The sequence below is a fragment of the Paenibacillus sp. FSL A5-0031 genome, from assembly GCF_001956295.1.
Classification (GTDB): domain Bacteria; phylum Bacillota; class Bacilli; order Paenibacillales; family Paenibacillaceae; genus Pristimantibacillus.
The window spans coordinates 224,477-248,237 of record NZ_MRTD01000003.1 but is presented as its reverse complement, the minus strand read 5'-3'; the positions used below and the strand labels follow the sequence as shown (position 1 = coordinate 248,237).

At 44.3% G+C, this 23,761-nt stretch carries 27 protein-coding genes and 1 other RNA gene; 11 read left to right on the top strand and 17 right to left on the bottom strand.

All coding sequences use genetic code 11. From position 1 onward, the window contains the following. Window positions 1-17: 17 nt before the first annotated feature. Complete coding sequence (locus tag BK120_RS07370; protein ID WP_076266838.1) at window positions 18-557, bottom strand: TlpA family protein disulfide reductase; 540 nt, start codon at window positions 555-557, stop codon at window positions 18-20. Between the two features lie 252 nt (window positions 558-809). Here BK120_RS07370 and BK120_RS07365 point away from each other — a divergent pair, with 252 nt between their 5' ends. Next, window positions 810-1,265 (top strand): M67 family metallopeptidase, encoded by a 456-nt coding sequence (locus BK120_RS07365; protein ID WP_076266837.1) that lies wholly within the window; start codon window positions 810-812, stop codon window positions 1,263-1,265. Here the strand turns inward: BK120_RS07365 and BK120_RS07360 are convergent. The 3 genes from BK120_RS07360 to BK120_RS07350 are packed head-to-tail and all read right to left on the bottom strand — an operon-like array spanning window position 1,251 to window position 4,472. Continuing rightward, window positions 1,251-1,985: a 3'-5' exonuclease gene (locus BK120_RS07360; RefSeq protein WP_076266836.1), complete on the bottom strand. Its 735-nt coding sequence runs from the start codon at window positions 1,983-1,985 to the stop codon at window positions 1,251-1,253. The genes BK120_RS07365 and BK120_RS07360 overlap by 15 nt on opposite strands. Before the next feature lie 12 nt (window positions 1,986-1,997). After that, window positions 1,998-3,065, bottom strand: a complete 1,068-nt coding sequence (locus tag BK120_RS07355) for a DUF294 nucleotidyltransferase-like domain-containing protein (RefSeq protein ID WP_076266835.1) — start codon at window positions 3,063-3,065, stop codon at window positions 1,998-2,000. 42 nt (window positions 3,066-3,107) lie between these two features. Then, the gene (locus tag BK120_RS07350) at window positions 3,108-4,472 is read right to left on the bottom strand and encodes an ammonium transporter (RefSeq protein WP_076266834.1); all 1,365 of its coding nucleotides are present in this window, start codon (window positions 4,470-4,472) and stop codon (window positions 3,108-3,110) included. 607 nt (window positions 4,473-5,079) lie between these two features. Between BK120_RS07350 and BK120_RS07345 the strand changes: the two genes are divergently transcribed. Then, window positions 5,080-5,505, top strand: coding sequence for a MerR family transcriptional regulator (locus BK120_RS07345; protein ID WP_372238962.1), 426 nt, complete (start codon window positions 5,080-5,082; stop codon window positions 5,503-5,505). Between the two features lie 35 nt (window positions 5,506-5,540). After that, window positions 5,541-6,221, top strand: coding sequence for a zinc metallopeptidase (locus tag BK120_RS07340; protein ID WP_076266832.1), 681 nt, complete (start codon window positions 5,541-5,543; stop codon window positions 6,219-6,221). Between the two features lie 93 nt (window positions 6,222-6,314). Here BK120_RS07340 and gltC read toward each other — a convergent pair whose 3' ends face one another. Beyond that, a complete protein-coding gene (gene gltC / locus BK120_RS07335) occupies window positions 6,315-7,211 on the bottom strand; it encodes a glutamate biosynthesis transcriptional regulator GltC (RefSeq protein ID WP_076266831.1) in 897 nt (298 codons plus the stop codon). Window positions 7,212-7,245: 34 nt separating this feature from the next. Continuing rightward, window positions 7,246-7,893: a rhomboid family intramembrane serine protease gene (locus BK120_RS07330; RefSeq protein WP_076266830.1), complete on the bottom strand. Its 648-nt coding sequence runs from the start codon at window positions 7,891-7,893 to the stop codon at window positions 7,246-7,248. 103 nt (window positions 7,894-7,996) lie between these two features. Between BK120_RS07330 and tpx the strand changes: the two genes are divergently transcribed. Further along, on the top strand, window positions 7,997-8,515 hold the full coding sequence (tpx, locus tag BK120_RS07325; protein WP_076266829.1) for a thiol peroxidase: 519 nt from the start codon (window positions 7,997-7,999) through the stop codon (window positions 8,513-8,515). Between the two features lie 77 nt (window positions 8,516-8,592). Here tpx and BK120_RS07320 read toward each other — a convergent pair whose 3' ends face one another. From BK120_RS07320 to cshA, 4 genes are all read right to left on the bottom strand, one after another. Beyond that, window positions 8,593-8,982, bottom strand: coding sequence for a DUF1499 domain-containing protein (locus tag BK120_RS07320; protein WP_083681704.1), 390 nt, complete (start codon window positions 8,980-8,982; stop codon window positions 8,593-8,595). Window positions 8,983-9,095: 113 nt separating this feature from the next. Continuing rightward, window positions 9,096-9,278, bottom strand: a non-coding RNA gene (gene ssrS / locus BK120_RS07315) — 6S RNA. 48 nt (window positions 9,279-9,326) lie between these two features. Next, window positions 9,327-10,103 carry a YesL family protein gene (locus tag BK120_RS07310; protein ID WP_076266827.1) on the bottom strand — a complete coding sequence of 259 codons (777 nt, stop codon included), beginning with the start codon at window positions 10,101-10,103 and terminating at the stop codon, window positions 9,327-9,329. Between the two features lie 181 nt (window positions 10,104-10,284). Then, complete coding sequence (gene cshA, locus BK120_RS07305) at window positions 10,285-11,901, bottom strand: degradosome RNA helicase CshA (protein WP_076266826.1); 1,617 nt, start codon at window positions 11,899-11,901, stop codon at window positions 10,285-10,287. Between the two features lie 194 nt (window positions 11,902-12,095). On the opposite strand from cshA, the gene BK120_RS07300 reads away from it, so the two are divergent. From BK120_RS07300 to BK120_RS07290, 3 genes are all read left to right on the top strand, one after another. Continuing rightward, the gene (locus BK120_RS07300) at window positions 12,096-12,896 is read left to right on the top strand and encodes a YitT family protein (RefSeq protein WP_076267061.1); all 801 of its coding nucleotides are present in this window, start codon (window positions 12,096-12,098) and stop codon (window positions 12,894-12,896) included. Between the two features lie 144 nt (window positions 12,897-13,040). After that, window positions 13,041-13,229, top strand: coding sequence for a hypothetical protein (locus BK120_RS07295; protein ID WP_076267060.1), 189 nt, complete (start codon window positions 13,041-13,043; stop codon window positions 13,227-13,229). 228 nt (window positions 13,230-13,457) lie between these two features. Continuing rightward, the gene (locus BK120_RS07290; RefSeq protein WP_076266825.1) at window positions 13,458-14,654 is read left to right on the top strand and encodes a putative glycoside hydrolase; all 1,197 of its coding nucleotides are present in this window, start codon (window positions 13,458-13,460) and stop codon (window positions 14,652-14,654) included. Between the two features lie 74 nt (window positions 14,655-14,728). Here the strand turns inward: BK120_RS07290 and pfkA are convergent, their stop codons facing one another. Genes pfkA through BK120_RS07275 form a run of 3 tightly spaced genes read right to left on the bottom strand, consistent with a single transcriptional unit; the run spans window position 14,729 to window position 17,150 of the window. Then, complete coding sequence (pfkA, locus tag BK120_RS07285) at window positions 14,729-15,697, bottom strand: 6-phosphofructokinase (RefSeq protein ID WP_076266824.1); 969 nt, start codon at window positions 15,695-15,697, stop codon at window positions 14,729-14,731. Window positions 15,698-15,726: 29 nt separating this feature from the next. After that, window positions 15,727-16,809, bottom strand: a complete 1,083-nt coding sequence (locus BK120_RS07280; RefSeq protein WP_076266823.1) for a tetraprenyl-beta-curcumene synthase family protein — start codon at window positions 16,807-16,809, stop codon at window positions 15,727-15,729. 23 nt (window positions 16,810-16,832) lie between these two features. Then, on the bottom strand, window positions 16,833-17,150 hold the full coding sequence (locus tag BK120_RS07275) for a hypothetical protein (protein ID WP_076266822.1): 318 nt from the start codon (window positions 17,148-17,150) through the stop codon (window positions 16,833-16,835). A 134-nt stretch (window positions 17,151-17,284) separates the two neighbouring features. On the opposite strand from BK120_RS07275, the gene BK120_RS07270 reads away from it, so the two are divergent. Continuing rightward, entirely contained in the window at window positions 17,285-18,472 is a 1,188-nt protein-coding gene (locus BK120_RS07270) for an MFS transporter (protein WP_083681702.1), read from the top strand. Window positions 18,473-18,604: 132 nt separating this feature from the next. Here the strand turns inward: BK120_RS07270 and BK120_RS07265 are convergent, their stop codons facing one another. The 3 genes from BK120_RS07265 to BK120_RS07255 all read right to left on the bottom strand — a co-directional run bounded on the left by BK120_RS07265 (window position 18,605) and on the right by BK120_RS07255 (window position 20,600). Continuing rightward, window positions 18,605-19,324 (bottom strand): YebC/PmpR family DNA-binding transcriptional regulator, encoded by a 720-nt coding sequence (locus tag BK120_RS07265; protein WP_076266821.1) that lies wholly within the window; start codon window positions 19,322-19,324, stop codon window positions 18,605-18,607. A 293-nt stretch (window positions 19,325-19,617) separates the two neighbouring features. Further along, window positions 19,618-19,815, bottom strand: coding sequence for a cold shock domain-containing protein (locus tag BK120_RS07260; protein ID WP_054024152.1), 198 nt, complete (start codon window positions 19,813-19,815; stop codon window positions 19,618-19,620). A gap of 83 nt (window positions 19,816-19,898) precedes the next feature. Next, window positions 19,899-20,600 (bottom strand): methyltransferase domain-containing protein, encoded by a 702-nt coding sequence (locus BK120_RS07255; RefSeq protein ID WP_076266820.1) that lies wholly within the window; start codon window positions 20,598-20,600, stop codon window positions 19,899-19,901. A 146-nt stretch (window positions 20,601-20,746) separates the two neighbouring features. On the opposite strand from BK120_RS07255, the gene BK120_RS07250 reads away from it, so the two are divergent. The 3 genes from BK120_RS07250 to pepF all read left to right on the top strand — a co-directional run bounded on the left by BK120_RS07250 (window position 20,747) and on the right by pepF (window position 23,280). Next, window positions 20,747-20,980 carry a hypothetical protein gene (locus tag BK120_RS07250; RefSeq protein WP_076266819.1) on the top strand — a complete coding sequence of 78 codons (234 nt, stop codon included), beginning with the start codon at window positions 20,747-20,749 and terminating at the stop codon, window positions 20,978-20,980. A 132-nt stretch (window positions 20,981-21,112) separates the two neighbouring features. Continuing rightward, complete coding sequence (locus tag BK120_RS07245; RefSeq protein WP_076266818.1) at window positions 21,113-21,295, top strand: hypothetical protein; 183 nt, start codon at window positions 21,113-21,115, stop codon at window positions 21,293-21,295. Between the two features lie 194 nt (window positions 21,296-21,489). Next, window positions 21,490-23,280: an oligoendopeptidase F gene (gene pepF / locus BK120_RS07240; protein WP_076267058.1), complete on the top strand. Its 1,791-nt coding sequence runs from the start codon at window positions 21,490-21,492 to the stop codon at window positions 23,278-23,280. Between the two features lie 73 nt (window positions 23,281-23,353). Here the strand turns inward: pepF and BK120_RS07235 are convergent, their stop codons facing one another. Then, window positions 23,354-23,701 carry a winged helix-turn-helix transcriptional regulator gene (locus tag BK120_RS07235; protein WP_076266817.1) on the bottom strand — a complete coding sequence of 116 codons (348 nt, stop codon included), beginning with the start codon at window positions 23,699-23,701 and terminating at the stop codon, window positions 23,354-23,356. Between the last annotated feature and the right edge of the window lie 60 nt (window positions 23,702-23,761).

The window sequence follows — 23,761 nt, the reverse complement described above, 5'->3', positions numbered from 1 at the left end:
TTTGTTGTTGCTGCCGACTACATCCATTTCTCAATCATGCGTTCCCACTCCGCATAAGGAATGACGCCATTGATCCGCTCTCTAATTACACCTTCGCTGTCAATAAGGAACGTTGTTGGAAACGTATCTACCTTATACTGCTTCGTCACATCGCCCACCCGATCCATTAAGATTGGAAACGTGAACTCATATTCTTTGACAAAGTCTCTAGCTGCCCGTTCTTTATCGAATTTCGTAGCATTAACGCCAACGAGTGAAATTTTTTCCCCGTATTGCTCATGCAGGCGCTGCAGGTCCGGCGCTTCCAGTTCACAAGGACCACACCAGGATGCCCAGAAATTAACGAAAGTCAGTTTATCCTGTTTGCCCCCTATTTCATAGGACTTCTCATCAAGATCAGGAAGTTTGAAGGTTGTCGCTTGAAATCCCGCTTTCGGCTTAAAATCAACTGAAGTGGCTGCTATCGCTGCTGAATCCGAGTCATCATTTTTATATTGAAATACAGCTAATCCTGCAAACAGCAACGCAATCGTAAATAGTGCTGCGACACGTTTCATGAGGTTCCATCCTTTTTTTCACATTTTCAAATGCCTATATCGCTTCATGGTATCATGCACCGTATAGAAGCTCAATACACAGGACAAATTAGCCATCAAAACGTCATTTTTAAAGAAATGGTTCTTATCTATTCTCTGACGACTATTATGGGTAAGTTGAGCATAATTCATACTCAGCCTTGTTGAAATTAGCGGACTTAAGCCTATTTCGTTATACTTAATTCATTCGCATTATAAAAAGGAGGCATTGTGTTGGAAACACACCAAACGCGTGGCTGCATAACCAAATCGGCATTCGAGCGGCTTATTCAAATATGTGCGGATGCTCAACCTTTTGAGGCATGCGGCATTATGGCAAGCAGCCAATCCCTACATTCCATTACCGCTGATCAAAATGAAGCCATTATAGATATTGTTATCCCCATAACTAATAATCATAAAGATCCCATGCATTCGTTCTCGTTTGATCCGACCGAGTGGACCGCTGCTTATTATGACATGCAAAAAAACCGACAAACGCTTGTCGGCTTATTTCATTCGCATCCGCGTACAAAGGCTATTCCGTCTTCTAGCGACACTGACGGTTTCCTGCCCGCTTCGGAGCTTTCCTATTGGATTGTTTCACTGGAGAACATGAAATCGCCTGACGTTAAGCCCTATCGCCGCTCAGAAGGTTCATTTATTCCACTGCAGCTAGTGCTTGCTTAAATAGGCATACAGATCGCCGAGTGTCGTAATATTTCGTTCCAAAATACGCGTCAAATAGTTCCGCCACAGCTTTGCTGTCATGATTGAATCCTGCAAAGCATGATGCCGCTCTGTAATTGGAATACAGCAGCTCTCAAGCAAATCATCGAGACTGTATCCTTCCAGATTGGGCTCCAGCCATTTGGCCACCATCATCATGTCCAGCACTCTGTGGTTCAAATTAATCTTTGACGTTCTCCACAATGCCGCGTTCAGAAATTGCTTATCGTGGCCGGAAGCATGAGCGATAAGCAGCCTTCTGCCGACAAACTCCATAAAATCATGAAGCACTTGCATCAAATCAGGAGCATCTTGTACCATTTCATTCGTAATGCCGGTCAGTTCGACAATCGCTTTCGGAATTCTTCGTTTAGGATTCACGAGACTATAAAAGGTTTCACTTTCAACAAGCTCGCCATCTCGAAACAATACAGCGCCAAATGAAATAATTTCATCCCCATTATTCGGATAAAAGCCCGTTGTCTCAAGGTCAAAAACAATGACCTCCAGCTCTCGAAGAGGCATATCGAACATCGACTGCTTGCGCTGCTCTTTATTGACATTCCGAATAAACGCCATTTGCTGCGCATTTTGCGAGCCTAGCATAGAAGCGATGGCAGGCGTAAATCCTCCCATTTTGTATAGGTTCCACATGCGACCGACGCCTTTTTGTTCCTTCATTTCTCCACCGCCTTACGTAAACCTGCCCATTGTTTGCTTAAAAACCGTTCGTTGCAGCCTCTTGCCAAGACGCAGTCCACTCTTAAGCTCATCCGTCATTTCCTTCGTAAGCTTATGGCTCGACAGCTTTCCATTGTTGGCATATAAGCCATCTGCATTTTTCTCAGTCGTCATTAGACGGAGCCGGAGAAAAATCCGAAAAGCTTGATCATAAATAGCCCCGTCGGCTGATGACATCTTTCCTGCCTTTACAAGCATTCTAATTCTCTCAAGCGTAGAGGTTTCACGGATGCCTTCTTGTATTGATAATAGCCGAATCGAATTAACCATAGGAATATAGGCCCCATATTTAATATCCAAGCTGCCCGCTTCCTCGCCATACTGCTCCTTTAGCAATTGGCCAAAAAAGCCTAGCAGCACCTTATGCCGTAGCGTATTATCCAGCATCCGCTGCAGGATGATCTGGTGGTTAAGCATATCAATAAAAAACAATTCTTTAAGCTGTTCAACGAGCTTATAATCACCATAAATACAGCGGCCATCAGCGATAATAAGCAAATAACGCACTGCCTCCCACGCAGGCTCCTCAAACCAAGCACCCAGTTTAACGCCCCACTCCGAAATGGACAAACACCAATCGGAGTTGCTGCTTAGCACATTGCCCTCACAAGGCGGGTAACCTACACTTTGGAGATTGTTTACAATGAGCGCACTTAAATTCAAAAAATAGTTCTTAACTTCTGTTGAATCAGCCACTGGATCTTGATAGACAACTCCGCTGTCTTGATCGCTTGACAAAGTTTGCTCTTGCCGACCGCCGCTGCCGAACAATACATATGCGTAAGGCACGGGGGGAGAACCATTCCCCCTCCGTGCCATTTCCGCTTCTGCGAGGATAATCGAGCGCTGAATCACCGCATCGTGCACCTCATTTAATTGTTCATTAAATTGTTCGACTGGACGCGTTGGGAGAAGAGCCTCCATATGCTCGTGAACCTGATCCCGCAAGTTTCGCAGCCTATCCACATGATCAGCTGAACCAATCTGCTTAAGCAGCTGCAATCGCACCGGATCACTCATGCGACGCTCTCTCCTTTCGGTCAGTCCATCGCGTTCCTTCTATTAGCCTTGAATGTTTTGACCAGCTTTTTTCATTTGCTCAGGATAACCATAAGCTCCATGCTCACTCAGGTCAAGACCGATAATTTCTTGCTCTTCTGTTACGCGGAAGCCCATCACAAGCTTCATAATGCCTAGAATAAGGAATGATGCAGCGAGTACGAATGCACCAACGACTACTACCGATTCGAATTGAACCCAAAGTTGCTTCCAGCTGCCTGTGTCGATCAAGCCGCCTGTACCTACGCCCACTTTATCTGCGAGTTCTTGTGTTGCAAAGATACCGTTGGCAAGCGTACCCCACACACCAGCCGCGCCATGTACAGATAGAGCATAGATAGGATCATCAACTTTAACTTTCTCGAAAAATTTCACACTGTAGAACACGAGCACGCCAGCTACTAAACCGATGACGACTGCCGCCCAAGGAGCGACGTAAGCACAAGAAGCTGTAATTGCAACTAGACCTGCTAGCGTACCATTCAGCATAGCCGTAATGTCAGCTTTGCCTGTTACTGCCCAAGAAATAAGAAGCGCTGCAACGCCGCCTGCGCCTGCTCCAAGCATCGTGTTGAATGCTACATATCCAAAAAATCCATCGCCAATCGCTACCGTGCTGCCTGCGTTGAACCCAAACCAACCTACCCATAGAAGCAATACAGAAAGTGCTGTGAATACTTGGTTATGTCCCAAAATCTCATTCGCAGAGCCGTCTTTGTTAAATTTACCAATACGAGGTTTAAGTAATACAGTCGCTGCAAATGCTGCAAGCGCACCCGTTAAGTGAACAACTGTGGAGCCTGCAAAATCTTGCGCTCCATCTTCAGCCAGCCAACCGCCGCCCCAGATCCAGTGAGCTACTACAGGATAGATTATGGCAATAAAGAATACGGTAAATACGATATAAGCTGAAAGTTTAGCTCTTTCTGCAAAACCGCCCCATGCTATGGAAAGCGAAACCGCTGCAAATGCTAATTGGAATAAGAAGAATACTGTACTAGGATAGCTCTCGCCTTCACCAGCTGCTAGGGATGGATCGAAGAAGAAATTGCCCCAACCGATCAATGCGTTAATTCCGCTATCGCCGCCAAATGCGATGCCGTAGCCGAAAGCCCAATAAATAAGTGCTGCCAAACCCGTTGTGAAAATTGTTTTGCCAGCAACGTGACCAGCATTTTTCATCCGTGTTGATCCTGTTTCAAGAAGAATAAAACCGCCTTGCATAAGTAGAACAAGAATGAATGCGAGCATAACCCATAGAGAGTTGAGACCCATGTTCAACGTTGCTGCGGAAGGATCCTCTGCAAACGCCATTACCGGGAACAATAAGGTGAAGATTCCTAAAGCTAACATCGTTTTCTTAATCATTACGACCACTCCCTAAATGTTATATTTCCTTACACGTTAAGAAAGACTTAATGTCATTATAGTCAGTAGTGCTCAATTTGACAATACGTTTTAACTATTTTTATAAAAAAAATCAAACGTTCGGCATATAATCTAACACGAACGTTAAGAAATGAGGCAAATCAACCCCAAAATCGTCAGCGGAAACTCCTTATTCTTCGCATTTTCACTCTATATAGGTATTGGTTCCTACTTTTTCTAGTTAAAAGCGTAAATCACTATGACTCACACTCGTTTCATGTCACCTAAATTGCGTTATATAGAAGAAACACATGAAAACGCTCTGTCGAAATTGAAAATTGACACTAAAATTGTATAGTCATGTAACACGTTTGACTGTATGGTTACTTTCCTATTATCATTAGAGGAACAATAGTTATACGTTTTCCCATAAGATGGTGATTGTGAATTTCACCTCAATAGGTAATGATGTTCTTTTAGACATGACGAGCTAAAACAACAAACCTGTTCTTTGTCGACACATCATCTCAGAATGAGATGAAACATAAGCTTAGTACGCAAGCGCGATCTAGTTTACTTATATTTTGAACGAATGGAGGATTTGAAAATGTATCGTATCGGAGAACTATCCAAGCTTGCGCAAATCAGTGCACGAACCATTGATTATTACACTTCAATCGGTCTAATAGAGCCTGCAGAGCGTTCCGCCAAAAACTATCGCCTCTATTCTGATGAAACTTTGCAGCGTCTGGAACGTATTGAACAGATGAAAAAAGATAAATATACATTAGATGAGATTAAGGCCACAATTGAAAGCTGGAGCAAGATTACACCTGAGGAGCAGGTCTCACGTAAGCTTACGGACTTGCAGTACCATCTAAGCCAGCTCGAGCGTGAAGTGAAGGAGTTAGAGCCTGTTATTAAGAAGCTCAAGCCTCGTCAAGCCAATCACCTCTACACGCGTCTCATGCCGCAAACCGCAGCTTGCATAGAGGCACTAATGCTTCTCATTAACAAAAGCTCCCTCATGTAGCTATACATTTCATCAAAAATTGGAGGAATGACTCAATGGCGTTTATCTATGTTTTAATCGTACTTGCATTTATACTAACAATTTGGGCTCAATTCCGAGTCAAAGGAACGTTTAAAAAATGGACGCAAGTTCAAGCCAACAGTGGTTTGACCGGTTACCAGGCAGCACGAAGAATGCTTGATTCTAACGGACTTCATGATGTACCGATCGAGCCAGTACGCGGTACGCTAACCGATCATTACGATCCGATTCACCGAGTTGTACGTTTGTCGGAGCCGGTGTATTATGAAAATTCAATTTCAGCGATTTCAGTCGCTTGTCACGAAGTCGGCCATGCCATTCAGCATGCGGAGCATTACCCAATGCTCGTGCTCAGACATCGTATATTCCCAGTCGTGAACTTTGCGTCCGGTGTAGCACCATTTTTATTTATTGCCGGTATTCTATTCTCTGCACTCAACCTAATTGGGCTTGGCATCATATTTTTCTCAGTAGCAGTTGCCTTTCAGGTCATTACACTTCCGGTTGAATTTAATGCAAGCAACCGAGCTAGAGACATTATGGTTGCTGAAGGGTTCATAACGAATGATGAGGAACGCGGAGTTGCAAAGGTGCTTAACGCAGCGGCTTTAACGTATGTAGCAGCGGCTCTCTTGTCCTTGCTGGAACTTGTCAGATATATCTTAATCTTCGTAGGCGGCAGCCGTCAGGAATAAGCTTACGTGTCTTATAGCTAAACAAAAGAGGAGCAGTTCCCCTTCGGTCTTCATCGACCGATAGGAACTGCTCCTCTTTCTTTGTTCTTTTATCTATTTTATCGTGTTCTGGAAATAACGAAGCAGAAAACCGTGAAACACTTTCGCAACCAAAGGCAATTTCTCATTTGAACGCTGGATAAGTCCGATTGTACGAGTCACCTGAGGTTCGATCACCCTAACTTTAGTCGGCTGCAATGGCCCTGTATAGTGAAGCGCCATCTCTGGAAGAAGACTTACGCCCATCCCAGCAGCTACCAAACCGCGAATCGTATCCGTCTCTTCCCCTTCAAAACCAATCTTCGGTGTAAAACCTGCCTCTTGGCAAGCCCCCCAAACGATTGGCCTAAGTGAGTACCCTTCGCTAAATAACACAAACGTCTCATGCTCCAGCTCTTTCAGTTCAATCGATGCTTTGTCCGATAAGCGATGCCCCGGCGGCAATATCGCATATAGCTCCTCTGTCAGCAATACTTCGCCGCAAACGAATTCATGTTCATCCGGGAAAGGAGATATAAACGCCAAGTCAATCTCGCCTTTCACCATGTCACGAATAAGCGAAGGATACATCCCCTGCTTAAATTTAAATTTCACATTCGGATGGAGCTTGCGGAAAGCTGCCACAACCTGTGGAATTAATGAGATCCCAAGGCTATGCGGGAAGCCCAGTCTAATTTCACCCTTCTCGGGGTCAAGAAATTCATGTATTTCAATGACAGCACGTTCCAGATCAGCCAATATCACTTCAGCCCGCTTTAGAAAAAGCTGACCGACTGGTGTGAGCTGCAAATTTCTACCTTTTTGAACGAACAGTTTTACGCCAAGCTCTTCTTCAAGCTGATGAATCTGCCGGCTTACTGCAGATTGCGCCACATGCAGCTCTTCCGCCGCTTGCGTTACATGCTCTTTTTTCGCTACTTTTACAAAATAATGAAGCTGACGAAGTTCCATACCGGTTCAATTCTCTCCCGTACTTACATAGTTTTTATGAGTATCGCTGTTTCTTTTGAGTCTTTATTCGGTCAAAGAAATGGTAGAGCAAGAAGCCTGCAAGAGCGCCGCCAACATGTGCCCATAAATCCACTTTGGCTACTACAATCGAATAAATAACCCCAAATATTAATATCGTATACACCGTTTTACGAGAGCTCTCGTCAAGCTGAGCCTTGCGGAACAACGATATGAACAGAAACGCGCCATACACGCCGTAAATAGCCCCTGAGGCTCCTACACCCACATGACCATAAAGATCGTCTTGCAGCACATTTACGAAAGCGCTCATCGCATTTCCCGCAATCCCACAAAGTAAATAAAATATAATATATCTCGTTTGTTTAAGCAGATACTCTAGCGGCGGTGCAAACACGAGCAAAGCAAACATATTGTAGAGCAAATGCTCAAATCCCGCATGCATGAACATGCTTGATAAATAACGCCATGGCTGTTCTAATCCAAATGGATCATTCACTGGGTCAGTAGCAAACGCGCCATACTGATATGCATGCAAGGAATCATTAGGATCGCCATTCCATAATACGACAATAAAATAAATAATATTCAATAAAATTAATATTGATGTTACGGGATACATCTTTAAGTAAGAGCGAAAGCTCTCATATCGCAAGAAGATCACGAGTACATCCCCTTTCTCAATCCAACAATTGGACAAGGTTGTTTCATAACGATTATAATAAATCTGGTATTGACCATATCTCATTAGAGGAGGAAATTTACAAATGACACAAGAACGTAATGGAGCTGCCACATTCAAAGGCAACCCGATCACATTAGTAGGACCAGAACTTAAAGCAGGGGACAAAGCCCCAGATTTCAATCTTAACAAATCACTTGTTGAAAATGTTTCCCTCAAGGACTACTCCGGTAAAATCAAACTAATCAGTGTTGTGCCTTCAATCGACACTGGCGTTTGCGATGCACAAACTCGTCGCTTTAACGAAGCTGCTGGCGAACTAGGCGACAATGTTGTTGTCCTAACTGTCAGCGTTGATCTACCGTTCGCACAAGCACGCTGGTGCGGTGCTGCAGGTATCGACAAAGTTGTGCTGCTGTCTGACTACAAAGCGCATAGCTTTGGTGAATCATATGGCGTATATATTAAAGAACTTGGTTTGGATCAACGTTCGATCTTCGTTATCGATGCTAATGATACGATCCAATATGTTGAATATTTGCCTGAAATGACAGAGCACCCGAATTACGAGCAAGCAATCAACGCTGTAAAAGCACTCGTGTAAATTCAAAACAAAGAAGTTTTTCAGCACTATTGCAAACAAAGCGAGTGAAGGCTACCCTTCCTCGCTTTGTTTATGAATTAATTATTTACTTTAAATGCAGCTAGCTTCTTATCAAGCGTACGATATAAATCCATAATGACTCTGTAATTAGAACCAAGATCCCCTAATGAGCCGCGGGATGCTGAATAAATATCGACAGCTGATTGGAGCGGATTTACGCTAATAACGGAAACGGTGATGTCCATCGTTCTTCCAAATGCTGTGCGCTTCTCCAGCACAATCTCCCCTACGGATTGCACCTCATGAAGCACCTTATATCCTTGCATTTTCTTAAGAGTCGATATCACTTCTTCCCAAGCCTTATCTTTCGACAGCTTGTAGAAATGAGATTTGAGCATTGGATCCTTAGCCCTGTCGCCCGTCTGTTCATGACTGCGCAGCAGCCCGATCAAGGTCCGCTTCAACAACAACGATCTCCCCCTCCGGCATCTATGTACATTACTCTATATGATACCATGATTTGTCCCATGAAAAAAGAGCTATCACTGGATTTAACCAGCAAATGCTCTTTATTTGAAAATGAGAACCCGCCTATGCCGTCCGACTCACATGTTTCTGAACCCGCTTACGCAGGTGGGTGACCGCAGAACCGCTTTTGAGATCCCCTTTCGGGGGCATGTCAGCTGCGTCTCGATGTTGGTCTCCCGTGAAACAGCCATTGGTTCAAAACAGCGTAAAGCCGTAACGAGCATCGCAGGAGGTATTGCTTATTATAGACTGAACAAAAGAAAAAGTAAACTTTGATGGGCTGTTATTTACTGGAGCCGCTCGAATCTTCCTTAACCAAATCGATACGGTCTAGCTCAGCTGCCTTCTCTGCTTCTTCTTCCTCTGCCAAACGCGCTTTCTCCGCTTGGTCTTGAAGCTTCTGGTAAATCAAGTTGAAGTTCCAGAACGCCAGGTAAGCGATGATGCTGCCCATAAAGAAAGGAATAAGAAAAGTGAATCTAGTACTGAAATACATAACCGCGCCGCTCATAATCGCTGTTGAAAGCGAACGGAAAGGTTTGCCGATCGTAATGAGAACGGCGTTTTTCAGTAATTGAAACGTTTTCATATGATAGTGGACAAGCATAGAGAAAAAATTAAATAGCGATACGATTAACAGCAGCAAAAATGCAATGAAAATGTATGAAAGCAAATTCAATTGTTCACGATATACGATAAAGTCAACAACCATAATCGCAAGCAGTATCGTATAAATAATACCGCCTAGCATACTTTGCTTATAATTTTCCTTGTAGCCGCGGAAGAACGTTTTGAACAGCGCAACGTCACTCTCTCCCATTACCCATTTGCGTGCAACCGCAAACATAGCTGCTGTTGCTGGAAATAAGGAGAACGGCGCGACGACTGCCATCGCAATAAGAGCGGAATAGATTTGATTGACATCCTGTGACAAAACCAATCCCCATGCAAAAAAAGCGAATGGAATCGAACAGATCAACCACAAAACATTAATAACTGCCAATCTCATGATCCATTCCGAAATTCGGTAAAACCCACCCATTAGCCCCTTTGGTTCCATCGGATCTGCCTCCAGAAAAGTAAGATTACTCCCACTAGACTACAAAGTATAGCGGAATTCGTATATCTGTTTTGTAATAAGACAACCAATAGAATAATAATAAAAAAATCGAGGTCGTCCAGATGCCCGTTAGGGATCACGGACTTCCTCGATTTTTTTGGTTATACAAGGGAAACGATTATTAGTTATTTACATAACCGTCGGAAGAGCTTTTTGGACGACGGTTTTCTGGACGTCCTTCGCTGCTTCTTTTACCAGCGTAGCCGCCGCCACTGCTGCTGCCGCCACGGGACTCATAGCCACCGCGTGAGCTGCCGCCAGTACTGCTGCCGCTGCTGCGTCTGTCATCGCGACCGCGATATCCGCCGCCACCACTGCCGCCAGTGCTGCTGCTGCGATTGCCGCCGTATGAAGAGGACGAACCGCTGCGGTTGAATGGACGACCGTTTGAACGAATGTCCGGCTTGCGTTTTTTCGCGCGAAGCGGATCTTCCGGTGTCAATTCGATTTCTACGTTTTTCTTCTCGCCAGTCAGCAATTTAATTGCTGCTGAGAGCAAGTGAACGGAATCATATTGCTCAAGCAATTGAATCGAAATCGCTTTGTACTCAGAGAACTCTTCGTTTTGAACGACTTCAAGAAGACGTTCAGCTGTTACACGTTGTTTGCCTTCAATCGCTTCTGCGATGCTTGGAAGCGGTTTGCGGTTCATCTTCTGACGCGTTACTTTCTCAATGAAATGCAAGTGGTCCGTTTCACGAGGTGTAACGAATGACCAAGCTGTACCTTCTTTACCTGCGCGGCCTGTACGACCGATACGGTGTACATAGCTCTCAGGATCTTGCGGAAGGTCAAAGTTGATAACATGCGTTACGCCGGATACATCAAGGCCACGAGCAGCAACGTCAGTCGCTACCAATACATCGATGCTGCCATCACGGAATTTACGCATTACGCTGTCGCGTTGGTTCTGCGACAAGTCGCCGTGCAAACCGTCTGCAGTATATCCACGTTTTTGAAGCGCTTCGCTAAGCTCATCAACCCGACGTTTTGTACGACCGAAAATGATAGCTAGCTCAGGGGATTCCATATCAAGCAAGCGGCTAAGCGCTTCGAACTTCTGGCGCTCATGCACTTCAATATAAGATTGCTCAATAAGTGGAGCTGTGATTTGTTTTGGAATAACTGAAACATGCTCAGGGTTTTTCAGAAATTGCTGTGCAAGCTTCTGAATGTTTGTTGGCATTGTTGCAGAGAACAGCATGGTGTGACGCTCGTCTGGCACTTGCTTAAGGATAGATTGAATATCCTCCATGAAGCCCATATCAAGCATTTCATCTGCTTCATCCAAAATAACGGTTTGTACATCTTCAAGACGGATTGTTTTGCGGTTGATGTGATCAAGCAAACGTCCTGGTGTACCAATAATAATTTGAGGTTTCTTCTTCAATGCACGGATTTGACGACCAATTTCTTGTCCGCCATAAATCGGCAATGAGCGAAGACCTTTGTACCTTGTCAGCTTCCCGATCTCGTCAGCCACTTGAATAGCGAGTTCACGGGTTGGCGTCATTATTAATGCGACAATGCGTTCCTCGCTTGTCGGAATTTTGTTAATGAGCGGAATTCCGAATGCCGCTGTCTTTCCTGTACCCGTTTGTGCTTGGCCAATTAAATCTTGTCCCGCCATAGCAATAGGGATAGCTTTGTCTTGAATCGGGGTAGATTCCTCGAATCCAAGTTCGGTAATTGCTTGTAACACTTTTGGTTCCAAGCCAAATTCAGCAAATGTTTTCAAACTTTTCTCAAACTCCTTTTATCTGCAGCCTACTTAAGAATATCCAAATCATTATAGCACACAATCAATCGTGAATACCAGCAAACCAATTTAAGACATACTAAGCATGCCAAAATAAAGGAATTAAACAAGTCGGTTGCATTGGAGCGATTTTATTGAATCCGCATTCCCTGCGTTACCTTTTTACAATCCCTATGATGACGATAGGCGCCTTCCTTATCGCACTGGGCTTCAATTTTTTTCTAATTCCGCACCAGCTGCTTAGCGGTGGAATATCTGGTATTTCCATGATGGTCGGCTATATTACGGGCGGAAACATCGCCTTGCTTTATTTTATCCTCAATGTGCCGGTGCTATTATGGGGATGGTTTATCGTAGGTCATCGCTTTATTATATGGAGCGTCTACACCGTTGTCGCCTCTACGGTATTCCTACAGGTTATACCCGTCATGAAAATTGCGGATGACCTTATGCTTGGCGCTGTATTCGGCGGGATTATAGTCGGGTTTGGCAGTGGTTTAACACTTCGGTACGGCGGCTCATCAGGCGGTTTCGATATTATCGCCTCGATTGCAACGCGAAAACACGATTGGCCAATAGGCATGATTATATTTTTATTGAATGGCGTAGTCATTGCAGTATTGATTTTGTTTACGAAGGACTGGAATTTAGCCTTATACTCGCTCGTCGCTATTTTTTCCGCTGGAAAAGTAGTAGATCTCATCCACGTGAGGCATATTAAACTTACGGCCTTCATCATCACGACCAAAACCGAAGAGCTGCTCGCAAAGCTGCTCTTGCACCCGCGCGGAATTACAATAATAAAAACACGCGGTGCTTATTCTTCGGGTGATCGCGATATGCTGATGACTGTAAGAACGAAATATGAAATAGCAGAGCTTTGCAAAACGATTACCACCATCGACCCGCGTGCATTCATTAACATCGTAGAAACGGTTGGTGTCATCGGCGATTTTTACAAGCCAAAAGACTAAATCATATACGCAGGTATGGATTTTACACCGTATCCCTATGTTTTTGAAAATGATCCTGATATAATGTTTGTATCCCGTAGTTTGGTTTCTTGCCATATGATTTCCCCTAAACATTAGATATGAAAGGGTGAGGCTCAGGTGGATATGGAAACGGTCAAATTGTCTCAAATTGTAGAGAAGCTAGCCCCAGAGCTCAGTCCTTTTCTTACGAAACGCGAATTGGACATCAGCATTGTGCTGCGTGACGGTCTTGCAGTATTAGAGCCTGCTGACGCAATGGAAATTGTGCAGCACAGTATTTGCAATCAGCAGAGAGAAGCTTTGTTACAATGACAATGCGGGACACACACGGATTATTTATGCGCCAGTCGAGTCACACTCGGCTGGCTTTTGTTTGTTTTGCGGGAAAACGGCGGCGATAATCCCCTATTTGCAAGTCTTTATTTCAGCTTTTCAGCAAATTTTCAATATGAGTTTTATGACAATTGTAAAAAAGTTAATGACCCAGACATGCCATCTGCTTTATAATTTGAACAGAATAGCTAACGGGGAGAGAGCAAAATGGACAACATCATTTCAACATTGCTGCTGCTGTACAGCTTGCTCACTGGAAGCGGAGAGCATAACACCGCAGTGAAGCAGCTAGCAATTGCATACTTAAATTCCGCAGCTGGCCAAACCATCATTGATCCGGATGCAGCTGCAAATGGAGGCGAAATCTCAGGGAAAAATCACGCTGGACTCATCATAAAAGACCCGCAGCCTGAAACACCGCCGATCAAAGGAATTTATGTAACTGCTCACAGCGCAGGCGGTGCGCGCATGGAATCGCTTTTAAAGCTGCTGGACGACACGGACCTCAATAGTATGGTAATCGACATTAAAGATGACAACGGCTACATTACATATCCTACTACAACACCCGAACTGCTAGAGGTTGGCGCTTCGAAGAAATATATCCGAGATATAAATGAACTTATGCTTACTTTAAAAAAACATAATATTTATCCGATAGCCAGAATTGTAGTCTTCAAGGATACGGTACTTGCGCGAAAGCAGCCTGAGTTGTCTTTCCTCCAGCAAGACGGAACGATATGGAAAAACAATCGCGGTGAGAGCTTCGTAAATCCTTATCGCAAAGAAGTATGGGATTATAATATTGCTGTCGCCAAGGAAGCAGCAAAGCTTGGCTTTAAGGAAATCCAATTCGACTATGTTCGGTTCCCAGAGGGCTTTGATAACAAATCAGATACACTGACCTTCAGCAAGGCTGATCAGAGCCGCGTGGACACAGTCGCTGGATTTGTCAAATATGCTAGAGAGCAGCTTCAGCCGCTCGGTGTTAGGGTTTCGGTAGATATATTTGGTTATGCGGCATCCGTACCGACAGCCGAAGGCATTGGCCAAGATTTTGTGAAAATTTCAAATGATGTGCATGTCATTTCGCCTATGGTTTATCCTAGTCACTATAGTACAGGATGGTTTAAACAAAAGGATCCTGACAAAAGCCCATATGAAACTATAAAAGGCGCCATGCTCGATACGCATAAGAAGCTTGATCCGGGTACGGAGGTTAAACCGATTATTCGCCCGTGGATTCAAGATTTCACAGCAAGCTGGCTAGGCGCGGGTCATTTTGTGAAGTATGGCAAAACGGAAGTCGAAGCTCAGATTAGAGCTTTGAAAGAAACAGGCATCAAGGAGTTTCTGCTATGGAATGCCGGAAACAAGTACACCCCTAACGTAGATTATAATTAGCTTAAATCCTATTTAGACACAAAAAAGTCCACCTTCGCTAACAAAGCGGCGGTGGACTTTTTTTATATTTATTTTTATTGGGATAAACGAAGTGCCAGCTCGTACATATCCGTGTCAAATGGTTTCTTCGTATTGACAACAAGATCAATATCAGTCGTAACGAGCTCGCCTTTAACAACGCCGCAGCCTTTGCCTGAATCGCCAGCCATTAGCTGTCTAACAGCAAAGTCACCAAGACGGCTTGCTAGAATACGATCGATTGCCGTCGGCGTACCGCCGCGTTGAATATGTCCAAGTACAGTTACACGCGGCTCAATTCCGCTATTAGCAGTAATCTGTCTTGCTACCTCTTCACCTTTGCCCGCACCTTCTGCAACAACAATAATTGAATGACGCTTGCCTTTGGCAAAATTCGTCTTCATACGCTCTGCAACCTCAGTCAGTTCAAAAGGAACCTCTGGTACAAGAATCGTCTCCGCACCGCTTGCTAGACCAGCATGCAAAGCGATATCGCCGCAATGACGTCCCATAACTTCTACGACGGATGAACGCTCATGCGATGACATCGTGTCGCGAATTTTGTTAATCGCATCTACTACGATGCTAACCGCAGTATCAAAGCCGATTGTAATATCCGTGAACGGAATATCGTTATCAATCGTTCCTGGAAGTCCCATCGTTTTGATGCCCAGCTTGCTTAGCTTATTAGCGCCATGATAAGAGCCGTCGCCGCCAATAACGACCAAACCGTCGATACCTCTAGCACGAAGCACTTCGGCCCCGCGCTGTTGGCCTTCAGGTGTCATAAACTCCTTGCATCTAGCTGTTTGCAAAATCGTACCGCCGCGTTGAATAATATCGCCAACGCTTCTCAAATCCATTTGTCTAAGGTCGTCATTGATAAGCCCTTGGTAACCTCTTTGAACACCATATACATCCAAACCGTGATATAGTGCACTCCTTACAACAGCACGAACGGCTGCGTTCATTCCTTGCGAATCTCCTCCGCTTGTCAATACTGCGATTGATTTGACTGCAGACATGGTCATTCCTCCACATTTTTTATTTATAGTTAAGCCTGTTGTTTCCGAATCCAGATGCTGTTAATAAGGAAAAACAGACGCGTAAGCGGGCTGTTCTTCATTAGCCTCCTAGAAACATTTCTGACATCCGCCTGGTGGCGAACCTTCGGGTCTGACAAATATAAGGCTAAGAGCCCTTCAATAATCAAACGATGAAAACGAGAAGCAGGAAGCTGCTTCACATCCTCACGCGCTCGGTTCACAATCGTACCGAGACGCTCAACAAGCAGACTGTCATTATCATAATAATTGCAAAAATTAAGGTCTCCGCCTACTTGATCCTCTTCTTGATCGATTAAATAATCGAGCAGGATATGAAGTCCGCAAACATGCGGAAAATAAATATTTTTGATCGCTGCAGCGTCCTGCGTGGATAAGCATGGCTCGCTTGCGGCCAGAAACAACATAAACATGCCCAGCGTCGAACCTGATGCCGCAGCAAATTCATTCCATTTCAGGTTTGGATAGTTCCCTCGATGCTGCTCCCACCATGCAAACAAATGCTCCTCGCGCAATTCCTTGCGTATATGCTTGTACACCTGCAAATCGCCATATAAAGTGACTAGCTCGATCACATGCTGTTGAACACTTCCATAGGAAGGCAATTGCGCGACATGGATCTGACAAGTTCGCACCAGATAATGCAAATAACCGCCATCGTCTTTTTCATCGCGAAATGCATAATAATCCTGAAGCTGAGCTTCGGGATTGACGGCATCGAGCATCGATTGATGCAATAATCGAAAATCATTCGGATCAAGAGAGGTGCTGCGATCACATAGATTATCCAAATAGTCGCTAATGGTCTGCAGCGCAACAATTAACGGTATGAGCACATGTCTGTGCTCTAAGTTCGCCGCTGCATAAACTCCGCCGCCTTGGCAATGAAACTTCTTGCTGTCCATACTGCTAAGAGCTTGTGTTCGCAGCTCAGCATCAGGTATTCGCAGTGCAAATACGCGATGTTGCTTGAGCTCTCGCGCCACTTCGGGAAGTACATATTTATATACGCGATGCATGAGCTTTAGTGGGCTCTGGGGCACTCGATGGCCTGTCAAAGTCGTCAATCTCATGATGCACCTCTCCTCAAAATCGTTCATGAATGCCAGCGCGGCTCTAATTGCTGCTCTAGGCGATACCAAATATGAAGGTCGTTTATCCTACTTGCATAATCGGCAATTTCATAGTTTAGTATACAGGATTGCTCAAAGCTATCTTCTTCAAACAGCTTTGCCTGCTTTTCATTGATGAACGCTTCAAACTCTTTCACGCGATCGGGGATCGTCCCACGAATGAGTTCCCACTGCTCTACGATCGCAAGCTGCACAGCTGCTGCATACTGCTCCCATTCCATTTCCAGCACGGGAATACGGATCCGAAGCCGTTCATTCCAGTCAAAACGATAAGCACCCATTGTAAACCTCCGCCTCTAAATGTATCATCTCAGCTCATAATAATCCAGCTTCAAATCTCATTGGTTCGATAACTAATCCATGTTATACTGAGAACCATATTGTTTTTGTAAAGAGATGGAGTGAGCTTTAAAAGATGGACACATCTGAGATTGCGCCAGCAGAGCGCTCTTCGACTGCACGCAAGGAAACACTTTCACTACGAATTTACAGCTTCTCTTCTTATTCTACCGCTGCGATGGTTGTTTCCTTTATCCCGTTATACTTTTTGGATAGAGGTTTCTCTGAGCAGCAAATTGGAATTATTTACTCAACAGGACCGTTCATATCAATCTTTGCGAATATCCTTCTTGGGATAGCCAGCGACAAATTCAGAACGATAAAAAAACTGCTTATGATTCTGTTATTTGGACAGCTTGTCATGATTTCATTGCTTTTCCCTATTGAAAACTTTGCTCTTGTTTGCCTTGTTATGATGGGCTTTTATTTTTTTCAGACACCTATTAATCCATTAAGTGACAGTCTGCTGTTATTATCAAGTCAATACACCGGAACGCCATACGCTTTAATACGCATATTCGGTTCGCTAGGCTTTGCAGTAACGGCTTATACGTTCGGACTTATTCTAAAAGAAATTGGCTCACAGTGGACGCTTCCGCTAGCACTTTGTACCATAGCCATCACCCTCGCCTTAACGACGAGAATTAGAGACTATCAAGGAAGCGCTCGGAAAATCGATTTCTCTGGATTCTTTAAGCTTATTCGCCAGCGCGATGTCCTATTGTTCTTTTTAATTATTTTGACCATTTCGATCCCGCACCGTATGTACGAGGGATTTCTTGCCGTCACCATGCGTCAAATGGGAGCAAGCGATTCTTTGGTTGGACTCGCATGGCTCGTGTCCGCGATGAGCGAGATTCCGATCTTGTTTCTACTCGGCAAATACGGCCATAAATTTAAGGAGCTTCCGCTGCTTATGATCGCATCCATCATGTATGCTGTCAGACTATGGCTGCTTAGCGATATTCAAGATCCGCGCTGGGTAATTGCTACCCAAGCCATGCACAGCGTTTCGTTCGGCATTTATTTTTCAACTGCGCTGCGTTATTTGTCCCACCTAATTCCCGACGAGTTCCGCGCATCCGGCCAAGCCGTTTATGCCGTTGTCTGGACTGGACTTGCCGGAGTGATCAGCGGCATGTTCGGCGGTTATATTTATGAGCATTTCGGACGCGAGACCTTCTTCCGCATGGGAGCTGCCTTAGCACTGGTTGCAGCGGCTGCCTTCCTTACAAGATACTTTTTCAGTCGTACGAACCGATAACGAGCTCTAGTTCACCAAGTAAAAACGCCTTCAGTGTCACAATGAAATCATATCTTATAGTTAAACAAAGGCTGCTCCAGAAGGCGTATCACCTACGCTTGGAGCAGCCCTTTTTTATTGCTTAAGCAGATACTATTCTACAATTTCAAAATTGGAGTATACATCCTGCACATCGTCGTTATCTTCAAAAGCATCCATCATCTTAAGCAGCTTCTCCGCATTTTCGCCGTCCACTTTAACAATCGTTTGCGGAAGCCAGCGCACGCCAGCATTTACGAAAGAGTAGCCTTCCTTCTCAAGCGCATTTTTCACCTGCTCGAATTCATGCGGATGTGTCAAAATCTCAAAGCTTTCGTCATTGACAATAACGTCCTCAGCTCCGGCTTCAAGCGAAACCATCATCATCGTATCCTCATCTGTCTCATGCGCTTCACGATCGACAACAAGCAATCCTTTATGGTCGAACATATAACCTACACAGCCGCTCTCACCCATATTGCCGCCACGTTTATTAAACGCAGAACGAACGTCAGCTGCTGTACGATTCCGATTATCTGTCAAGCATTTAACCATAATAGCTACGCCGCCTGGGCCATAACCCTCATACATAATATCATCGTACTCGACGCCATCGCCTGCACCAGCTGCTTTCTTGATCGCACGCTCGATATTATCGTTTGGCATTTGCTCCGCTCTTGCGTTGGCAATCGCTGTTTTCAAACCAAAGTTCGAATCTGGGTTTGGTCCGCCTCTGCGGGCTTGTACATAAATTTCACGTCCAAGCTTGACGAACTTGTTATTTTTAGCCTGATCGGCCTTTCCTTTACGGTCTTTGAACAATTTAAATTTCATTATGCTCGCTCCCCTGACAAAGTTTCCAAGCAACAGTTTATCATTGCAAATAGGTCTTGGTCAATGAAAGCAAGCGCAAACGGCGGTTAATTCACGTTATTTATTGATCTGATTATGGCTTAGAAATTCGTATCGTAATGGTGGTTTAATAGTCCAACTTCAAAAATATAAAAAATGCTTTGATTATTTATAAAAGGCTGACAATAAAATTTATAAATACTATTAATGGTAATATGTTCATATTAAAAAAGGGCTCCCTGCTTCCAGGGAGCCCTCTCCATTCGCACATTTTCCTATAGTTTAATGACGTTGGCCGCTTGAGCACCGCGGTTACCTTCAGTAATGTCGAATTCAACCGCTTGCCCTTCATCTAAAGATTTGAAGCCATCGCTTTGAATCGCTGAGAAATGCACGAATACGTCTTCTCCGCCCTCTGTTTGGATAAAGCCGTAGCCTTTCTCTGCATTAAACCATTTAACTGTTCCTTTCAATTGAACAACCTCCTAAATATGACCGCCGTTTTATTTGAACGTGCGAGTAAAATTATTATAGCTATCCCGTTTCGAAAAAGCAATTAAAGTAAGATTTTCAAATATTGACTAGATCTAGGAATAAACGGAAGGTTTGAGTTTCCAAGCTCTGTTCGCCCTCCGTTAGCAGCTATCATCGTTATCAGGTTATCTAGTTCCGAATAAGGTTCCCAGTTAAGCGATATAAGCGGATAAATTCGAATTTGACCGCCTGGCTTACAAATACGCATCAGTTCCAGAACAGCCTGCGAATGAAATTCATGACCAAATTGATTCGCATACAAAAACATAAAATGGCTGCACAAAATGAGTGAAAAGCGATTCTCCTTGAAGGGCAGCTCTGGAAGCTTGCCATCTATATAGATTTGTTTATTCTCGTTTCTTAATACATCGGCTTTAAATCGTTCAATGGATGCTTCGCGTCCAGCTCGATGATTCTCAACCGACCCGTAATAGCTCCAGTCAAAATGCTCCTGAATTTTAGCAATCTTAGCTGTTGAATTTTCGATTTCCTCAGCTGCCTCAGAAATCCATTGCTCAATTCCTGCCCCGTAGCGCGGATCAACAGCAGTTGCTGAAAAACCTCTCTCATTTACTTCAGCAGTAAATGACGAACCCCCGGCTGCAACATCAAGAATTTCCCCTTTAGCAAGATCCTCCTGCTGTAAATCAAACATCCTTAAATACTCTTCGTAGCTTCTGCAAGTCATAGCGACTCCCATTTGCTCATAGCCCTGTTTACTCATTCTTGCACTCTCCTCTGCTCGTCTCATCTCAACTTTTCTCGTTACAGCTATAGCTTCTTCTTGCAGCGTCGTATTGATTACCGCCGCCATAATGGCTATGATGATAAGAATACCATAATTAACTACTATAAGGGTGGAATTTACGCATGTTTAAGAAACACGAAATTTACAAGACCGACAAATACAATATGTTGACGGTTGAAGTTCAAGGCAAAACACTTATTGTTCGGGAAATTTCTGATCAATGGGGCGAGGACACACATACTTTTATTAGCCGCCCTGAGATGCTTCACTGGGCACAGAATCGGTTTCGCGCAGCCGACTTTGTTGGACGCGAAGATGAACTAGCATCCATTATGAGTGCGCTTAAGGAAGTATAAGCAGTCTATTTCTAACCAATCAGCAGGATATTTCACACATCGCGGCGAACATATCGTTACGCATTTGTGCATAGGTAAAATTAGAATGCTGCCTTTTGAGGCCAGCTTACAATCAGGAGGACTTGCCTTCAAATGGATGCTACCGCTTCAGTTATTTTCATTATTGCAGCCTTCGCGCTAGGAGCCATCGTTATCATGAAACGAGATACCTTGCCTCCTGGCATACGCAGAGGTCTTGCACTTGTATCCATTGGATTTATTGCATTTGCGTTTTTTCTGATCGTATATGCTTTTTTCACAATGGGTACAGCTTAGCCGGCAGGCAGCTGAATATTCATTATCCCGTACGGACATAGTAGAAACAAACTGTGTCCTGAGGTGATAACTGGATGAAATGGCTTCCCCTGCTGCTTGTTTTAAGCCTCGTGCCAGGTGCTTCCGCTACAAATGAGACCGCGGCACATGCAGAGCATGCTTTACCAACCTTATCCATACCAAGGAGGAATTCGATGAATCACGTACCTAAACGTTCAGAATCGGCACCTGAGACCCGCTGGAAGCTAGAGGATATTTTCGCAAGCCAAGCGGCATGGGACAAGGAATATGCAGAAGCAAAAGGATTAATCAAAAAAATATCCGAATACCAAGGCAAATTAGCCGATGTCGCGCAGCTTAAAGCTTGCTTCGAGCTTGAAGATGAATTGTCACTGCATGTTGAACGGCTTTATGTATATGCAAATATGAAGCATCATGAGGATACGGCAGAACCTACTTATCAGGCTCTTTCCGAGAAATCCAAAAAACTAAGTGTGGAATCCGGCGAAGCATTATCATTCATCACACCTGAGGTTCTCAGTCTATCCGATGAGCAGCTGGAGCAATTGATAACGAACGAATCCGTTGCCAAATTCCGCCACACACTCGAAGAAATGCGTCGCCAGAAAGCTCATATTTTATCAAAAGACGAGGAAGCGCTGCTTGCACAAGTAGGCAATATGAGCTCCGCTCCCGGTACAATCTTCAGCATGCTGAACAATGCAGACCTCAAATTCCCAAAAGTGAAAAACGAAAAAGGCGAATTGGTTGAGCTGACACACGGCAGTTACATACAGTTTCTTGAGAGCAAAAACCAAGACGTACGCCGCGAGGCATTTAAAGCAGTGTACGAAACATACGGCAAGTTAAAAAACACACTTGCTACAACATTGACGGCTAACGTTACAAAAAACAGCTTTTATGCAAAAGCTCGCAAATATGACTCCGTGCTGGATATGTCCCTTTATGGCGACAACATTCCGCAGGAAGTCTATACAAACCTTATCAACACCATTCATAAGCATCTGCCATTGATGCATCGTTATATGGAGCTTCGCAAAAAGCTGCTCGGTTTGGATGAGCTGCATATGTACGACTTGTTCGCACCGCTCGTTGACGAGTTCAAAATGGACATTACGTATGAGGAAGCCAAAAAAACAGTAAAAGAAAGCTTGAAGCCACTGGGCGAAGATTATTTGAAGGTGCTGCAAGAGGGCTTCGATAATGGCTGGATTGATGTGTACGAGAATGAAGGCAAACGCAGCGGTGCTTATAGCTGGGGCGCTTTCGGCACGCATCCGTATGTATTGCTCAATCATAATGACAACTTGAACAGCATGTTCACATTGACGCACGAGATGGGTCATGCTCTGCATTCCCATTATTCGGATACAAATCAGAACTACCGCGACGCACAATATACGATTTTCCTTGCTGAGGTTGCTTCAACATTAAACGAAGCTTTGTTGATGGATTATCTCCTTAACAAATCAACTGATCCAAAAGAAAAAATGTATTTGCTCACTTATTATGCGGATCAGTTCCGTACAACTGTATTCCGTCAAACGATGTTTGCAGAGTTCGAGAAAATCATCCATGAGCGCACGGAGCAAGGTGATTCATTAACGCCGCAAGATCTAAGCAAAATCTATTACGATCTTAACGTTCAGTACTACGGCTCAGGCATGGTCGTAGATAAAGACATTGAAATGGAATGGGCTCGTATCCCCCATTTCTATAACAGCTTCTATGTGTACAAATACGCTACGGGCTTCTCAGCTGCAACCAGCTTCTCCAAGCAAATTTTGGAGGAAGGCGAGCCTGCGGTTGAGCGTTATCTTGGCTTCCTCAAAAGCGGCGGCAAAGACTTCTCGATTAATATCTTGAAAAAAGCCGGCGTGGATATGTCTTCACCTGAGCCAATTGAGCAAGCAATGAGCGTCTTTGAAGAGCTTATTGGTCAAATGGAGCAACTGACGAAATAACCGAAATACGTAAAAAGACCGTCAAGCCTGCTTGACGGTCTTTTTGCTGTTTATTTTTGAGGAGCTGGATTGATTATTTCATTTCCTTCGTATCAACGTAGGCCAAATGCTCCCTACCCCAGCCGCACATGCTGTCAAGCACCGAAGTTAAAGTTCTTCCGTGTTCAGAAATGCTGTACTCCACCTTAGGAGGCACTTCTTGATAGATAACACGGGTAATGAGCTCATCCTCTTCGAGCTCGCGAAGCTGCTTCGCAAGCGTACCTTGCGAGACATCAGGAATAAGCCGTCTTAGTTCGCCAAATCGTTTGGTCCCGTCAATTAATAAAATAAACAATATAAGCGGCTTCCATTTCCCGCCAATCATATGAAGGGTGGTAAGTACACCTTTTAGCCTCGGTTCCTTCAAATCCGTAATCATCGTATCCCCTCCACTATCATCATACCGCATGTTATTTGCATGCGCACGTTAGTTCCAGTC

Bases quoted from the DNA above. Each gene is read 5' to 3' on its own strand.
- BK120_RS07370 (WP_076266838.1), bottom strand. From the start codon at position 557: ATGAAACGTGTCGCAGCACTATTTACGATTGCGTTGCTGTTTGCAGGA.
- BK120_RS07360 (WP_076266836.1), bottom strand. From the start codon at position 1,985: ATGAAGGAACAAAAAGGCGTCGGTCGCATGTGGAACCTATACAAAATG.
- BK120_RS07355 (WP_076266835.1), bottom strand. From the start codon at position 3,065: ATGAGTGATCCGGTGCGATTGCAGCTGCTTAAGCAGATTGGTTCAGCT.
- BK120_RS07350 (WP_076266834.1), bottom strand. From the start codon at position 4,472: ATGATTAAGAAAACGATGTTAGCTTTAGGAATCTTCACCTTATTGTTC.
- BK120_RS07345 (WP_372238962.1), top strand. From the start codon at position 5,080: ATGTATCGTATCGGAGAACTATCCAAGCTTGCGCAAATCAGTGCACGA.
- BK120_RS07340 (WP_076266832.1), top strand. From the start codon at position 5,541: ATGGCGTTTATCTATGTTTTAATCGTACTTGCATTTATACTAACAATT.
- gltC (WP_076266831.1), bottom strand. From the start codon at position 7,211: ATGGAACTTCGTCAGCTTCATTATTTTGTAAAAGTAGCGAAAAAAGAG.
- tpx (WP_076266829.1), top strand. From the start codon at position 7,997: ATGACACAAGAACGTAATGGAGCTGCCACATTCAAAGGCAACCCGATC.
- BK120_RS07310 (WP_076266827.1), bottom strand. From the start codon at position 10,103: ATGGAACCAAAGGGGCTAATGGGTGGGTTTTACCGAATTTCGGAATGG.
- BK120_RS07300 (WP_076267061.1), top strand. From the start codon at position 12,096: ATGATGACGATAGGCGCCTTCCTTATCGCACTGGGCTTCAATTTTTTT.
- BK120_RS07295 (WP_076267060.1), top strand. From the start codon at position 13,041: ATGGAAACGGTCAAATTGTCTCAAATTGTAGAGAAGCTAGCCCCAGAG.
- BK120_RS07290 (WP_076266825.1), top strand. From the start codon at position 13,458: ATGGACAACATCATTTCAACATTGCTGCTGCTGTACAGCTTGCTCACT.
- pfkA (WP_076266824.1), bottom strand. From the start codon at position 15,697: ATGTCTGCAGTCAAATCAATCGCAGTATTGACAAGCGGAGGAGATTCG.
- BK120_RS07280 (WP_076266823.1), bottom strand. From the start codon at position 16,809: ATGAGATTGACGACTTTGACAGGCCATCGAGTGCCCCAGAGCCCACTA.
- BK120_RS07275 (WP_076266822.1), bottom strand. From the start codon at position 17,150: ATGGGTGCTTATCGTTTTGACTGGAATGAACGGCTTCGGATCCGTATT.
- BK120_RS07270 (WP_083681702.1), top strand. From the start codon at position 17,285: ATGGACACATCTGAGATTGCGCCAGCAGAGCGCTCTTCGACTGCACGC.
- BK120_RS07265 (WP_076266821.1), bottom strand. From the start codon at position 19,324: ATGAAATTTAAATTGTTCAAAGACCGTAAAGGAAAGGCCGATCAGGCT.
- BK120_RS07255 (WP_076266820.1), bottom strand. From the start codon at position 20,600: ATGAGTAAACAGGGCTATGAGCAAATGGGAGTCGCTATGACTTGCAGA.
- BK120_RS07250 (WP_076266819.1), top strand. From the start codon at position 20,747: ATGTTTAAGAAACACGAAATTTACAAGACCGACAAATACAATATGTTG.
- BK120_RS07245 (WP_076266818.1), top strand. From the start codon at position 21,113: ATGGATGCTACCGCTTCAGTTATTTTCATTATTGCAGCCTTCGCGCTA.
- pepF (WP_076267058.1), top strand. From the start codon at position 21,490: ATGAATCACGTACCTAAACGTTCAGAATCGGCACCTGAGACCCGCTGG.
- BK120_RS07235 (WP_076266817.1), bottom strand. From the start codon at position 23,701: ATGATTACGGATTTGAAGGAACCGAGGCTAAAAGGTGTACTTACCACC.